The organism is Pseudomonas sp. ChxA, assembly GCF_030263855.1.
Classification (GTDB): Bacteria; Pseudomonadota; Gammaproteobacteria; order Pseudomonadales; family Pseudomonadaceae; genus Aquipseudomonas; species Aquipseudomonas fluorescens_CB.
Map to the genome: position 1 here is coordinate 2,504,343 of NZ_JARPMK010000001.1, position 13,656 is coordinate 2,517,998.

Below are 13,656 nucleotides of genomic sequence, written 5' to 3' on the forward strand. Positions count from 1 at the left end.
ATGAGTATTTTGCAGGCACACCAACTCGATATCGGCTACGGCGCCACGCGTATCGTGCAGGGCCTTTCGTTCGCGCCGCCGACAGGTCGCATCACCGCGCTGATCGGCCCCAACGGCTGTGGCAAGTCCACCTTGCTCAAGGCGTTTGCGCGCATCCTCAAACCCACCCAGGGCGAGTTGACCTTGGATGGGCACGCTTACGCCAGCTTGTCCGCTCGCCAATTGGCGCGACAGATCGCATTTTTACCGCAGGTATTGCCGGTGCCGGAAGGCGTCAGCGTGCGCCAGTTGGTCGCCTACGGTCGCAGCCCGCATAACTCATTGTGGGGGCGCTTGAGTGGCAATGATCAGGCCCAGGTGACCCAGGCCATGCAGCGCCTGGAGCTGGATAGCCTGGGTGATCGCGCGTTGGCGGATTTGTCCGGCGGCCAGCGCCAGCGTGCCTGGCTGGCCATGGTGCTGGCGCAAAACGCGCCAGTGGTGCTGCTCGACGAACCCACCACTTACCTCGATATCAGCCATCAGGTCGAACTGCTCGACCTGATGGGCGAACTGGCCGCCGAGGGCAAAACCGTGATCACCGTACTGCACGATATCAACCAGGCCTGCCGCTACGCCGATCACTTGGCGGTGATGCACGCCGGCAAGCTGGTGGCTGACGGCACGCCCGCCCAAGTGATCAGCGCCGAGCTGATGCGCCAGGTGTTCGACGTGCAGGTGCAGATCATGCAGGAGCCGGTTTCCGGCACGCCAATGTGCCTGGTGGAAAAAAGCACCCGCACCCACGCCTGACCCTGCCCCTTCCCACGCACCAATGCTCGTACCCACGCTCCGCGTGGGAATGCAGCCCGTGACGCTCCGCGTCACAAGCTTGCCGGTTGCAGGGCGGAACGCGGAGCGTCCCATGAGGCATTCCCACGCGGAGCGTGGGAACGATCAGCAGGAAAACATTATTTAAATGAATAAAGTTATTCATTAATAATGAAAGTATAGAATATTAGCTTATACCCAAATAGCATTATATTTTTAAAATCCATTCCGTTATTTTTGATCGCAACAGCCTACCCCTGACCTCGGATGGTACCCAGCGTGATTCAGATTCTGCGCGCCATAACCGGGTAAAGACCCCGCGGCAGAATCGTTGGAAGGGAGTTCAACGTATGTTGCCGATTCAAACCCCTCGCTCGCTCCACACCTAGTTTCCCATCGCAGTTACACCCTGAAAAACGAGCACCGCGCCCGCCCGCGCGATTGCCCGACTTTGCGATTCGGAACGTCTGGAGTGGCCATGAAGCAAGTTTTACCCCCCACCGCCGCACTCACGCTGGCCCTGTTGGCCGGCACTGCATCCGCCCAGGACGACAGCACCTTGTCCACCGTGGTGGTCACCGGTAACCGTGGCGCCGAGCAGCGCACCGTCACCAGCAGCCCGGTGCCGATCGATGTGGTCAGCGCCAAGCAACTGCAAAGCACCGGCAAGCCAGGCTTGATGGAAGCCTTGAGCGCGGTGATCCCGTCGCTGACCCTGCCGGAAAAAACCGGCTGGGACGCCAGCGGCATCGCCCGTGCGCCCAACCTGCGCGGCTTGAGTGCTGCCGAAGTGCTGGTGCTGGTCAACGGCAAACGGCGCCACACCAGCGCCACGCTGAACATCAATGGCATCAACACCGGTGCGGCGCCGGCTGACCTGGATTTGATCCCCATCAGCGCCATCGATCATGTGGAAGTGCTGCGCGACGGCGCCGCCGCCCAGTACGGCTCGGATGCCATCGCCGGGGTCATCAATGTGATCCTCAAGGCTGATACCAGTGGCACCGCCGTCACTAACGTCGGCCAGGGCTACGACGGCAAGAAGCAAACCGTGCAACAAAGCCTCAATAAGGGTTTTGAAATCGGCAACGGCGGCGTCGTGCAATTGGCCCTGGATGCCCGCAGCCAGAATGACGACAACAAAGCCAGCGCCAACGGCTACACCTATGAGCAAGCCTACAACCAGGCCGGCAGATCGACCTACGGCGGTTACGGCACGCCCAAGACCAACCTGCTGACCCTGGGCTACAACGCCGAACTGCCGATTGATGACAGCCTGAGCCTGTATTCCTTCACCACTTATTCGCGACGCAAGGCTGAGCAGGGGCAGAACTACCGCCTGCCGACCATCACCAACACCATCACCACCGGGCCGAATGGCTACCCGGCTGGTTACACGCCGACCTGGTACATCGACGAAGACGATTTTCAGGCCGCGTTCGGCGGCAAAGGCACCGTCGGCGCGTGGGACTGGGACTTGTCCACCACCTACGGGCGCAACGAGGCGGAGCAGGGCACCACCCATAACCAGAACCCGTCGCTGGGCGAGTACACGCCCAACAGCTTCACCTCCGGCACCTGGATCTCCACCGAGCTGACCACCAACCTCGACTTCAAGCGTGGCTTTGATGTGGGCCTGCAAAAACCCTTGGACCTGTCCTACGGCTTCGAACATCGGCGCGACACCTATGAGGTGCAGGCCGGTGACTACGCGTCCTATGCCAATGGCGGCTACTGCGTGGCGCCGGGCAACTGCGCGTCATCCGGGGCGCAAGTCACCAACGGCATTTCGCCGGATGAAGAAAGCAGCGCCTCGCGCAACAGCCTCGCCAGTTATGTCGATGTGGGCTTCAACCCGCTGCCGGACTGGTACATCGGCACCGCCTTTCGCTACGAGCATTACAACGAAGGCGTCGGCGCCACCCGCAGCGGCAAGCTGACCACGCGCTACGATTTCACCCCGCAATTTGCCGTGCGTGCCACCGTCAGCAATGGCTTTCGCGCGCCGTCCCTGGCCAACAGCCTGTTCAGTGCGCGCTCCACCACCTATGGCGTGGTCGACGGCGTGTATCAGTCGATCAACTACGGCGTATTGCCGGTAGGTTCGGCGGCGGCCAAGGCCCTCGGCGCCCAGGAGTTGAAGCCCGAGCGCTCGACCAACTTCAGCCTGGGTTTCACCCTCACGCCCACCGACCGCCTCAACTTCACCGCCGACGCCTACGTGATCAACCTGCGCGACCGCATCACCCTGACCGGCACCTTGCTTGGCCCCGAAGTCACCCAGGTACTGCAAAGCAACGGCATCAACTCCACCTCTGGCGGCCAGTACTTTATCAACGGCGCCGACACCCGCACCAAGGGCGTGGATCTGGTCAGCAACTACACCCAGGACCTCGGCCAGTTCGGCGCCTTGAAGTGGACCGCCGCATTCAACTGGAACCAGACCAAGATCCTCAACTACAAGGCCTCCACCGACATCCTCGGCACGCCCTATGACCTGATGGACCGCCAGGCCCGTGGCCTGATCACCGATGTGCAGCCCAAGACCAAGCTCATCCTCGGCGGCGACTGGAGCATCGACCGCTTCAACCTCAACCTGGCCCTGACCCGTTACGGTTCTTACAAAGAGGTCAACGTCTCTGCCGACCGCAGCCTCGACCGCGTCTACAGCGCCAAATGGATCACCGACCTCGACCTTGGCTACAACCTTACCAAAGCCCTCAACATCGCCGTCGGCGCCAAGAACCTGTTCGACCTTTACCCCAAGAAACAAGGCGTGCCGAGCAGCACCATGCTCGCCAGCTACGGCACTTATTCGCCCTACGGTTTTACCGGCGGGTACTACTACACCCGGCTGACTTACGCCTTCTAAGGCCGCAACCCGCGAGGAATAGAACATGCCCATTGTCGCTAAATCCTATGACCTGATCGACGAGGTCAGCCCGGTTCGCCAGCGCCGCGTCGCAACGCCGATCAATGCCTTGCAAGTGGTTCCCGCCCGCCACCCGTGGCGCTGGGCCGGGTCGATCTTTGCCGCGCTGGTGCTGCTCGCCATCGTACATTCACTGGCCACCAACCCGCGTTGGGAGTGGGGCGTGTTCGGCCAGTGGTTCTTTTCTACCTCGGTGCTGCGCGGCCTCGGCCAGACGCTGCTGCTGACGTTGCTCAGCACCGTGTTCAGCATGCTCTTCGGCACTGCATTGGCGCTGGCACGGCTGTCGGGCTCGCCACTGCTGGCGGCGTTGGCCTGGGGCTATATCTGGTTTTTCCGCTCGATGCCGGCGCTGCTGGTGCTGATCATCCTCTACAACTTTGCCTACCTGTATGACCACATCGTGCTCGGCGTACCGTTCACCAGCGTGGTGTTCGCCGAGTGGTCGACCGTGGATGTGCTCAGCCAATTTACCGTGGCGGTGTTGGGCCTGAGCCTGATGCAGGCCGCCTACGCGGCGGAGATCATTCGCGGCGGTTTGATTGGCGTGGACGCCGGCCAGCATGAAGCGGCGGCGGCCCTCGGTTTGCCGGCTTCACGACGGATTTTTCGCATCATCCTGCCCCAGGCACTGCGCTCCATTTTGCCGTCGGGGTTCAACGAAATCATCGGCCTGGTCAAGGGCACGTCCATCGTCTACGTGCTGGCTCTGCCGGAGCTGTTCTACACCGTGCAGGTCATCTACAACCGCACCCAGGCGGTGATCCCGCTGCTGGTGGTGGCGACCGTGTGGTACCTGATCATCACCACGGTGCTGACCAGCGCCCAGTATTACGTCGAGCGCCACTTTGCGCGCGGTACGGCGCGGGTTTTGCCGCCCACACCACTGCAACGCCTGCGCGGCTGGCTCAAGGAGAAAACCCATGGCTGAAGCACGCGCCGGGCGCATTCAGATCCAGGGCGTGGGCAAGCGCTTTGGCAACCAGCAGGTGTTGAAAGACATCGACCTGACCATCGACCCAGGCAAAGTCACGGTGATTCTCGGGCCGTCCGGCTCGGGCAAATCCACCTTGCTGCGCACCATCAATCACCTGGAAAAAATCGACAGCGGGCACATCACCATCGACGGTGAATACGTCGGCTATCGGCGCAAGGGTGACCTGCTCTACGAATTGAAAGAACGCGAGATTCTCAAACGCCGCATCGACGTGGGTTTTGTGTTCCAGAACTTCAACCTGTTCCCGCACCTCACCGCTTGGGAAAACGTCGCCGAGGCGCCGCTGGCCCACAAGCGCTGGAGCAAGTCCGAGGCGCAGGCCAAGGCCTCCGAGCTGCTGGCCAAGGTCGGCCTGGCCGACAAAGTCGATGCCTACCCACGCCAGCTTTCCGGCGGCCAGCAACAACGCGTGGCCATCGCCCGCGCCCTGGCGCTGGACCCCAAAGTGCTGCTGTTCGATGAACCCACCTCAGCCCTCGACCCGGAGCTGGTGGGCGAAGTGCTCGACGTGATCAAGGGCCTGACCCAACTGGGCGTGACCCTGGTGATCGTCACCCACGAAATCGGTTTTGCCCGCGAAGTGGCCGACCACGTGGTGTTCCTGTGTGACGGCCAACTGATCGAAGAAGGCCCGCCCGAACAGATTTTTCGCCAACCCCGACATCCCCGCACCGTGGCCTTTCTGGGCAAGGTGCTTTAGTTCAAGGAGTGACTGCCCATGTTCATCAATACTGCCCGCGTGGCCTTGCTGACGCTTGCCGTGAGTACCGCGCAACAGGCTTTTGCCGTGCAACAGGTGGATTTCAGCCCCGACCGCGTGCGCATCCATGTGCCGCGCAATGAAGCGGCGATCGCGCAGATCCCGCCGGGCTTCAAGTTCGCCCAGCCCGGCAAATTCACCGTCGCCGTGTCCGGCGTGGCCGGGCCGCCGCTGGCGCTGCTGGCCAACGACGACAAGACCACCATCGGCAGCGAAGCCGATACCGCGCAGCTTGTCGCTGATAGTTTAGGCCTGCAACTCAATGTGGTGCAGACCAGTTGGGAGGACTGGCCGCTGGGCGTCAGCTCCGGCAAGTACGACGCGGTGATCAGCAACGTCACCGTGACCGAGGCGCGCAAGAAGCGTTTTGACTTCGCCACCTATCGCCAGGATGTGCTCGGTTTTTACGTCAAGAGCACCAATAAAATCACCGAGATCAAACAGGCCGCCGACATTGCCGGGCTGAAGATCATCGTCGGCTCCGGCACCAACCAGGAAAAGGTCCTGCTGGCGTGGAACGAGGCCAATGAAAAAGCCGGTATCAAGCCTGCGCTCTTGCAATACATCGACGACCAGGCCGCCGCGCAACTGGCGGTGCAATCGGGTCGCAGCGATGCGCTGTTCGGGCCCAACTCGGTGTATGCCTATTCGGCGGCGGTCACCGGTGGCATCAAACTGGTGGGCACGGTGAACGGCGGCTGGCCGTTGAAAGCGGATATTGCCGTGACCACCCGCAAGGACAACGGCCTGATCCAGCCGATCCACACTGCCCTGCAAGGCGCGATTGCCGGCGGCCAATATGAACAGGTGCTGCAACGCTGGGGCCTGGACATCGAGCGCGTCGACACGTCGCTGATCAACCCACCGGGCCTGCCGGACTAGGAGAATCGACATGGGACTGACACGCCGTGAAGCGCTGTCGAGCATCGCCGCTGTAGGCGGTGAAAAGGCCGTCAAGGATGCATTGGCGGTATTGGGGTTGGGGCCGTCGTCACATCGACGCCCGCAGCCGCTGAAACTCAAGCCTGGTCTGGGGCAGGGCACTCGTGTACTGGTGCTGGGCGCCGGGATTGCCGGTTTGGTGACGGCGCTGGAACTGAGCCGCGCCGGGTTCAGCGTGCAAGTATTGGAGGCCCGCAACCGCGTGGGCGGGCGCACCTGGACCCTGCGCAATGGTGACCGCGTGGACTACAAGGATGGCCGTACGCAAACCGTAGCGTTCGATAAAGGCCAGTATTTCAACGCTGGCCCCGCCAGGATTCCGAGCCAGCACCGCACGATTCTCGACTATTGCAGCGAACTGGGTGTGCCACTGGAAGTGCTGGTCAACAGCAGCCACGGCGCCCAGGTGCGGCCCGACCTGCAACAGCCGGCGTTTACCGTCGGCCAGGCGATCAATGACACCCGCGGGCACCTGTCCGGCTTGCTGGCCAAAGCCGTGCAGCGCGATGCCCTCGATGATGTATTGAGCAGTGAAGAGCGCACGCGCTTGTTGGCGTTTTTGCAGGTGTATGGCGATCTGTCGCAGGAACTGGCCTTTGAGGGCAGCTTGCGCTCCGGTCACCTGGAGTCGCCTGCCCACCCCGGCGCCTTGCCCGCCAGCCGCAGCCCGCTGGCGCTGGACCGGCTGCTGCATCCGGAGTTGTGGGGCGCGTTATTGCACACCGAATTCCCGGAATTTTCCGCCACCATGTTCCAACCCGTCGGCGGCATGGACCGCATCACCGACGCCTTCTACCAACGCGTGCGCGACCACGTGCAACTGGGCGCCCAGGTGCGGCAGATCCGCCAGCTTGAAGACGGCGTGGCGGTGACTTACCACGACCAGTTCAGCGGTCGCGAACAAGTGGTGCGTGCCGATTACCTGGTCTCGACCTTGCCGTTGCCGCTGTTGGCCAAACTCGACACCGACTTCAGCGACCCGGTCAAAGCTGCGTTGCTCAGTACCCGCAGCGACCAGGCGACCAAAGTGGCCTGGCAATCGCCGCGCTTCTGGGAAACCGACTATCGCACCTATGGCGGCCTGTCGTGGATCGAACACCCGGCGCGCCTGCTGTGGTACCCCAGCAACGACCTCAACACCCGCGACGGTTTGCTGGTGGCCGGCTACGTGACCGGGGAGGGCGCCGACGTGTTTGGCGCCAAGCCGTTCGACACGCAGTTCGCCAGCTCCAAGGAGGCCGTGGAACTGCTGCATCCGGGTTATTCAAAACACCTGCGCCACCCGCTGGCAGTGTCCTGGGAACAGATCCCCTACAGCGAAGGCCCCTGGCTGCAACGCGAACACTTTCCGGCCGATGCCAGTGCTTTGCTGGAGCAGGCCCACGGCCGCGTGTACTTCGCCGGCGACGGCCTGGTGCAAAGCGGTGTGGGTATCTGGCAGGAATCGGCGGCCAACTCGGCGCGGCATGTGGTCGCGCAACTGGCCGAGCGCATTACCCAACAACAACAGATTGCGGCACTCGCCGCCTCCTGAGGAGCACCACCATGAGCGACAGCATTCAACGCACCAGCGTCGGCGATTTTCCCATCTCACAAACCGTCACCGTACCGGCCTCGGCCAGCCTGATTTTCGTCAGCGGCACCTTGCCGGACCTGGTCGACCCGAACGTGCCAGGGGTTTACGGCAATACCGAAGTGCAGACGGTGTCGGTGTTCAACAAACTGCGCAAGATCCTCCAGCAGCAAGACCTGGATCTGGGCGACATCGTGCAATTGCGCGTGTTTCTGGTCGGTGCCGAAGAGACCGACGGCAAGCTCGACTTTGCCGGATTGCAGCGCGGTTACACGCAGTTCTTCGCCACGCCCGAGCAGCCGAACAAACCCACGCGCACGGCGTTGCAGGTGGTGGCATTGCCGTTGCCGGGGGCGTTGGTGGAAGTGGAGGCGATTGCGGCCAGAACGGCCTGACGCTATTGAGCACGCTGTTGTGGTGAACAGGCATGTTGTGGAGAGCAGGCTTATTGTGGCCAGTGGGCTTGTTGTGGCGAGCAGGCTTGCCCTGCGTTGGGGCGCGCAGCGGCCCTGAAACCAGGCGCTGAGTTCCTTCAGGAGAACTCCAGTGTCTTTAACGGGGCTGCTGCGCAGCCCAACGCAGGGCAAGCCTGCTCGCCACAACAAGCCTGCTCACCACAACAAGCCCACAGCCATAGCCCACAGGCCACAGCAAGCTGCTTGCCACAATCAGCGATAGGCCTGTAAACAGATCATCGGATTGTCAGTAACCTGATATCACTTTTTCGTCGCTTGCAGTCTCTTCCTTGTCTTGAGCGTTTTTATCTAAAGCTCCCCAGGGATCGAACAGTGCCATGCCAACTCTCACGCGCCGCACCCTGGTGAAGGCCGCCGCCAGTTCGACCACTACTTCGGCACCTTGCCCGGTGTGCGCGGTTTCAGCGACCGCTTCACCCTCCCGCTGTCGGGCGGGCGCAAGGTCTGGGAGCAACAGGGCAAAGGGCGTCGCGTAGCGGGGAGGGTGGAGACGGCGGCGCACAGTATCAGTGACCCGTTGATGGGCAAGCCGGTGTAGCAAACCCTGAGGCGGCGGATAGCGTTGAACCGATCCGCTGCCTTTGGCCGGCTGTTAGTATTTTGAGAAATATCCTACGTTCATAAAGGATTAAACATCCGCGCTTTTCCCTGGCAGTTTTAGACAATCGTTGGGCCCACTACCCACGAGCCCACGCCAATGACGAGCCAGCCTTTACGCGTCCTGATCCTTGAGGAACACGCCTTTCAGCGCGCCGTCGCCGTGAGCCAGTTCAAACGGTTGGGGCATGCGGTGATCGAGGCGACGCATGCCATTGAAGCCTTGGCCCTCCTGGAAAGCGTTGACGGAGTGGATGTGGTGCTGTGCGACTTGTCCATGTCCGGCATGGATGGGCTGGAGTTTTTGCAACATGCCGCTCAACGAGGGTGGCTGCAGGGCGTGATTGTCAGCGGCCACCAGCCGCCTGGAATCAACCACGCCCTGCAACATTTCACCCACTTGCTCGGCGTGCGGTTGCTGGGCCATGTCGACAAGCTGGCGAGCCTCAATCAGCTCGAAGCGGTAGTGCATCGTCATCAGCCTGTTGAGGAGATAGTGCCTGCGGTTTCACCTGCGCTGCCGGTGTTTACTCAAACGCAAGTGTGTGACGCATTAGCTGCCGGCCAACTGCACGCGTATTACCAACCCAAATTCTGCCTGTGGACCCATGAGATGATCGGCGTGGAAGTGTTGAGCCGCTGGCAGCACCCGCTCTACGGTCTGTTACCCGCAATGGCCTTCATGCCGGTGCTGGAGCGTTGCGGGCTGCTCGACTCATTGTTGTTTACGCAGATGCACCAGGCCTTGACCCTGCAACAACACGTCAGGGCAAGCGGCATGGTCTTGAACCTGGCGTTCAACCTGCACGCCAACCAACTGGCTCAGGACGGGCTGAGCTTGCAGATCAAAGGCGTCATGGCGCCGTTCAAAGTACCGCGCTCCAGCGTGACTTTCGAGCTGACCGAAAGCGGCATGCTGGAAGCCTCGGCGAGCAGCCTGGCGTGCCTGATGCGTTTGCGCATGCTCGGTTGCAACCTGTCCCTGGATGACTTCGGCGCCGGGTTTTCATCCTTGCAACGCCTGTGTCAGCTGCCGTTCAACGAGATCAAGCTGGATGCCGAGTTTGTGCGCGGCATGACCGCCGACCCACGTTGTCGCGCGGTGATCCACAGCACCCTGGCGCTGGGCGACAACCTGGGCATGACCGTGGTGGTGGAAGGCATCGAAACCCAGGAGCAGCAGCGGCAATTGCTGGCGATGGGCTGCAGGGTGGGCCAGGGTTATGTGTATGCGCCGGCGATGAGTGCCGAGCAGTTGTTGTGGCGGTTGCAGAACGTGGCTTGATGGGTGCTGAGCGAATGCAGGTGGCAGGGCGCTCACCACCATTTCCAGCGGCCTTGTTTTTTCAGGGTGGCGATGATGTCTTCGCGCTTGTGGCGGATGTCGACCATCTTGTGGCGCAGTTCGCGGCAGCGGTTGCTGTTTAGGATTAGTAGGCCGGTCAGTGGGCCGATGAGGGTCATGGAGTAGAGGTGGACGTTGGGGCGATACGCAATGGCGGGAAGTGATACCAGCAGACAAATGAGGTATATCGCGACGTTTAGCCAGACCCAGTGTATGCGGCCGTACAGCACTTGGTATTTGGCAACGGCATATACAGCGCCAAGCCCGGTCGCGCTGAAAAAAAATGTCTTGGCCGCAAAGCTTATGGGGTACGACGAAAGGTAAGTGAGCATTGTCAGGGTAGCCGTCAATGCTATCGAGGCGCATGCGACGAGAAGGTCGGCACTGATCACCGGCGTGTACCGTTTGATGATTTCCCACGGGTTTTCAATGAAAACAGTTGCGTAGTACGCGTTTTTTACTTCGCCCTTTTCGCTCATGGGTTGACCTCCTCGTAGACGCCGACTGCCAACGTCTTGAGATTTCCGTTGGTTGCACTGCTGGTAAAGCTGAGCGATGCAGCCAATGCATCCATGATGTGGGTAGCGGTTGCATGCTGCATTGCCGCAGCGCTGATACGTTTGGAAAGTTTACCGTTAGCTTTTTCCAACTTAAGCAGTCTGCTCGTTAACCTTGGGTCACGGATCTTGAGCAATTCATCGTTCAGCTTTGCCCGCTCTTGCCGAGTCAGGCCTTTGAGCACCTGGCGGATCGATTTTCCTGTTACCTGCGTCGTTGTAGTGATGGCTTTCACTGTGACCAACATCGAAGTTGTAATGCCCAGTAAAGCCAAACCGTCCAGTACTGCTGTCGCGTCTTGATACCAGGGTTCGCTATCTAAATAGTCATTAAATTCGGGGAATGCAGCTTCTGACGCAGTTCGCAGGACGCCGGCGATACATTGAACCGTACCCGCTGCCGCTGCAGCCTTGCCGATAAATGTAATCACCGCGCTCGTCCCCGCCGTAAAGGGCATCAACATCACGCCACTCGTAACGACTGCCCAACTCAATATCGCCCCTGTACATGTCACCGCTGTGCCAAGCGCTTCAGCCACCCATTCCGACTCGCGAGGCTCATGCTCCAACATCCGCTTGAACTCCACCGGCCCCACATACTTGGGCGCCTCACGCAGCACGACCTTGATCGGCCGTACACTGCAAATCGCCTGGAACTCGCGCAGTACCACCACGTTAAGCATGTCATCGATATACACCACCCCCGCGCCAATCAGTGCCGGGTCGCTATCGATGGCGAAGAACAACTTGCGCAGATCAATACTGCTTTCAATCCGCTGACGCGTGGTGCGGTGGGCTGAAGGGAATCCATCTTTGAGCAGGGAAGCCGTCATCCTTAACTCCTGTTTTTGCGGGAGTCGAGAGGGTAAAGATGAAGAGGTGGCGCTGAATGTCGGAAGGTTCGCCATTTCACGTCGGGTGCGTCTCTAACTGCCTTCTGCGTCTTGCGCGCACCGCTGCGGCTGAGGAAAAGTGCGCCCCACGTCACTACCGACGCATACCAAGGCAAGGAGCAAACATGGCAGTCGATATGTTTTTGAAGCTGGGTGATATCAAGGGTGAATCAAGGGACCAGGCACATCGCGATGAGATCGACATCACCCAATGGGCGTGGGGCATGTCGCAGTCGGGTTCGATGCACAGCGGTACGGGCGGCGGTGCGGGCAAGGTCAATATTGCCAACCTGAACCTGACTAAACCGCTGGATAAATCCAGCCCTAACCTGATGATGGCCTGCGCCAGCGGCAAGCATTACCCCGAGGCCAGGTTGGTGCTACGCAAGGCCGGCGGTGCCAGCCCGGTGGAGTATCTGGTGATGACCCTCAAGGAAGTCATGGTGGTGTCCTACAGCACGAATGCTGAAAGCAGCACCGACGTCGTGCATGACAGCTTTGCCCTCAACTTTGCCACCGTCGACGTCAGCTACCAGCCGCAGAAAGCCGACGGCGCCAAGGACGGCGGGCCGGTGAAGTTTGGCTGGAACATTCGGCAGAACATCAAAGCCTGAGTCCCAGCCAGCCTCTTATTGTTGCAACTGCAATGCCTGCTGTTTGAGCTTGCGTTTTTGTTCAAACGGCAACTTCTCATCATCCCCATACGGCGCGCTGTACCAGTTGCCGTAACTCGGGTTCGGCAGCAGGAACCAGCGCTGCCCCAGCCAGCTCACATAGGGTTCCACCGCTTTGCGTTGGGCGGCAAGGGTGTTGTGTTCGGCCTGCACGAAATCACCCAGCGAGTCCCCGGCCATCAGCAACACGCGGGCATGGCTGGCGACCCACTGACGGCGACACGTCTTGCCGTAGCCGGCACTTTCGCAATGGCCGATAGGCGTGCTGGCGGCCAGGACCTGCGTGTCGCTGGCCACCGGAAAACCACGCAGGCGCAGGTTGGCGACCGTGGCCGCGACCTGGCTGTGTTCGCGGTTGGTGAGGTAGTAAACCTTGATGCCTTTTTGCTCCGCGGCTTGCAGGAAAGCCACTGCGCCCGGCAATGCCTGGGCCTTGGCCTGGTTGACCCAGGTATTCCAGCGATCATAGGAATAGACCTGGTTGTTGATGATGTTGCGAGCGTTCAGCGGCACGTTGTCCAGCAGGGTTTCGTCGATATCCACTACCACAGCTGGAGGTAAACCGTTCAGATTGCGGGGTGGAAAGGGCAGGGCATCCCAGGTCGGATCGGCCAGGGCCACGTCGAGTTGGCGGGTGGCGTTGGCGAACAGCTGGCGGTAGATCAACTCGTGTTCGATGGAGGTCTGGGTCCAGAGCACGGCGTCGAGTTGGTCGTTGGCCGGCGGGGTCTGCTGGCAGCCTGTCAGGGCGGTAATGAGCAGGCAGACGCTGGCGAAAATCAGGTGGCGCATGGGATGTCTCTGAGGTGGACGCGTGTGGGCAGCACCTTAGCCTAATCAGGCTATACATCAATCCCGAATGTTTTTTTGGGGGGGAGGTGTACATATCCGTTGCTGCGGTAACGGCTTCTATTGGTTCCGCTCTTACAGCGGGTCACTTTTGGCAAACGCCCCAAAAGTAACCAAAAGGTCTTCGCCCCAACACTCGGTGCCTCGCTATGGCTCGGCATGCCCGCAATCCGCCAGTGATTTGGGGGGCCGCCGCGATGGGCCATCCTTGGCCCAGCGCGGCTAAACCGGCATCCCTGCCGGTTTACCCC

At 60.8% G+C, this 13,656-nt stretch carries 13 protein-coding genes; 9 read left to right on the forward strand and 4 right to left on the reverse strand.

What is annotated here, in order from left to right:
- From fecE to P5706_RS11330, 7 genes are all read left to right on the forward strand, one after another.
- Positions 1-792 carry a Fe(3+) dicitrate ABC transporter ATP-binding protein FecE gene (fecE, locus tag P5706_RS11300; RefSeq protein WP_285679289.1) on the forward strand — a complete coding sequence of 264 codons (792 nt, stop codon included), beginning with the start codon at positions 1-3 and terminating at the stop codon, positions 790-792.
- Positions 793-1,288: 496 nt separating this feature from the next.
- Entirely contained in the window at positions 1,289-3,682 is a 2,394-nt protein-coding gene (locus P5706_RS11305) for a TonB-dependent receptor plug domain-containing protein (RefSeq protein WP_285679290.1), read from the forward strand.
- A gap of 25 nt (positions 3,683-3,707) precedes the next feature.
- Positions 3,708-4,673 (forward strand): amino acid ABC transporter permease, encoded by a 966-nt coding sequence (locus tag P5706_RS11310; protein WP_285679291.1) that lies wholly within the window; start codon positions 3,708-3,710, stop codon positions 4,671-4,673.
- Positions 4,666-5,439 (forward strand): amino acid ABC transporter ATP-binding protein, encoded by a 774-nt coding sequence (locus P5706_RS11315; RefSeq protein ID WP_138814716.1) that lies wholly within the window; start codon positions 4,666-4,668, stop codon positions 5,437-5,439. Before P5706_RS11310 ends, P5706_RS11315 begins: the two co-directional genes overlap by 8 nt.
- An 18-nt stretch (positions 5,440-5,457) precedes the next feature.
- Positions 5,458-6,381, forward strand: coding sequence for an ABC transporter substrate-binding protein (locus P5706_RS11320; protein WP_200432865.1), 924 nt, complete (start codon positions 5,458-5,460; stop codon positions 6,379-6,381).
- A 10-nt stretch (positions 6,382-6,391) separates the two neighbouring features.
- The gene (locus tag P5706_RS11325; RefSeq protein WP_285679292.1) at positions 6,392-7,975 is read left to right on the forward strand and encodes a flavin monoamine oxidase family protein; all 1,584 of its coding nucleotides are present in this window, start codon (positions 6,392-6,394) and stop codon (positions 7,973-7,975) included.
- A gap of 11 nt (positions 7,976-7,986) precedes the next feature.
- A complete protein-coding gene (locus tag P5706_RS11330; RefSeq protein WP_065911881.1) occupies positions 7,987-8,409 on the forward strand; it encodes a RidA family protein in 423 nt (140 codons plus the stop codon).
- Between the two features lie 307 nt (positions 8,410-8,716).
- Here P5706_RS11330 and P5706_RS11335 read toward each other — a convergent pair whose 3' ends face one another.
- Positions 8,717-8,860: a hypothetical protein gene (locus P5706_RS11335; protein WP_285679293.1), complete on the reverse strand. Its 144-nt coding sequence runs from the start codon at positions 8,858-8,860 to the stop codon at positions 8,717-8,719.
- Between the two features lie 327 nt (positions 8,861-9,187).
- Between P5706_RS11335 and P5706_RS11340 the strand changes: the two genes are divergently transcribed.
- Positions 9,188-10,372 carry an EAL domain-containing response regulator gene (locus tag P5706_RS11340; protein WP_285679294.1) on the forward strand — a complete coding sequence of 395 codons (1,185 nt, stop codon included), beginning with the start codon at positions 9,188-9,190 and terminating at the stop codon, positions 10,370-10,372.
- A 32-nt stretch (positions 10,373-10,404) separates the two neighbouring features.
- Here P5706_RS11340 and P5706_RS11345 read toward each other — a convergent pair whose 3' ends face one another.
- Together P5706_RS11345 and ssp4 are read right to left on the reverse strand one after the other, a co-directional pair.
- Positions 10,405-10,911, reverse strand: coding sequence for a hypothetical protein (locus P5706_RS11345; protein WP_285679295.1), 507 nt, complete (start codon positions 10,909-10,911; stop codon positions 10,405-10,407).
- On the reverse strand, positions 10,908-11,822 hold the full coding sequence (ssp4, locus tag P5706_RS11350; protein ID WP_285679296.1) for an Ssp4 family T6SS effector: 915 nt from the start codon (positions 11,820-11,822) through the stop codon (positions 10,908-10,910). The genes P5706_RS11345 and ssp4 overlap by 4 nt, the downstream gene beginning before the upstream one ends.
- A 185-nt stretch (positions 11,823-12,007) precedes the next feature.
- Here ssp4 and P5706_RS11355 point away from each other — a divergent pair, with 185 nt between their 5' ends.
- On the forward strand, positions 12,008-12,496 hold the full coding sequence (locus P5706_RS11355) for an Hcp family type VI secretion system effector (RefSeq protein ID WP_200432860.1): 489 nt from the start codon (positions 12,008-12,010) through the stop codon (positions 12,494-12,496).
- A gap of 15 nt (positions 12,497-12,511) precedes the next feature.
- On the opposite strand, the gene P5706_RS11360 is transcribed toward P5706_RS11355, so the two are convergent.
- Positions 12,512-13,348 carry an HAD family acid phosphatase gene (locus tag P5706_RS11360; RefSeq protein WP_285679297.1) on the reverse strand — a complete coding sequence of 279 codons (837 nt, stop codon included), beginning with the start codon at positions 13,346-13,348 and terminating at the stop codon, positions 12,512-12,514.
- Between the last annotated feature and the right edge of the window lie 308 nt (positions 13,349-13,656).

What these genes read in the sequence shown, in the direction of transcription:
- P5706_RS11310 (WP_285679291.1), top strand. Translation starts at nt 3,708, where the DNA reads ATGCCCATTGTCGCTAAATCCTATGACCTGATCGACGAGGTCAGCCCG.
- P5706_RS11345 (WP_285679295.1), bottom strand. Translation starts at nt 10,911, where the DNA reads ATGAGCGAAAAGGGCGAAGTAAAAAACGCGTACTACGCAACTGTTTTC.
- fecE (WP_285679289.1), top strand. Translation starts at nt 1, where the DNA reads ATGAGTATTTTGCAGGCACACCAACTCGATATCGGCTACGGCGCCACG.
- P5706_RS11355 (WP_200432860.1), top strand. Translation starts at nt 12,008, where the DNA reads ATGGCAGTCGATATGTTTTTGAAGCTGGGTGATATCAAGGGTGAATCA.
- P5706_RS11330 (WP_065911881.1), top strand. Translation starts at nt 7,987, where the DNA reads ATGAGCGACAGCATTCAACGCACCAGCGTCGGCGATTTTCCCATCTCA.
- P5706_RS11360 (WP_285679297.1), bottom strand. Translation starts at nt 13,348, where the DNA reads ATGCGCCACCTGATTTTCGCCAGCGTCTGCCTGCTCATTACCGCCCTG.
- P5706_RS11315 (WP_138814716.1), top strand. Translation starts at nt 4,666, where the DNA reads ATGGCTGAAGCACGCGCCGGGCGCATTCAGATCCAGGGCGTGGGCAAG.
- P5706_RS11320 (WP_200432865.1), top strand. Translation starts at nt 5,458, where the DNA reads ATGTTCATCAATACTGCCCGCGTGGCCTTGCTGACGCTTGCCGTGAGT.
- ssp4 (WP_285679296.1), bottom strand. Translation starts at nt 11,822, where the DNA reads ATGACGGCTTCCCTGCTCAAAGATGGATTCCCTTCAGCCCACCGCACC.
- P5706_RS11305 (WP_285679290.1), top strand. Translation starts at nt 1,289, where the DNA reads ATGAAGCAAGTTTTACCCCCCACCGCCGCACTCACGCTGGCCCTGTTG.
- P5706_RS11325 (WP_285679292.1), top strand. Translation starts at nt 6,392, where the DNA reads ATGGGACTGACACGCCGTGAAGCGCTGTCGAGCATCGCCGCTGTAGGC.
- P5706_RS11340 (WP_285679294.1), top strand. Translation starts at nt 9,188, where the DNA reads ATGACGAGCCAGCCTTTACGCGTCCTGATCCTTGAGGAACACGCCTTT.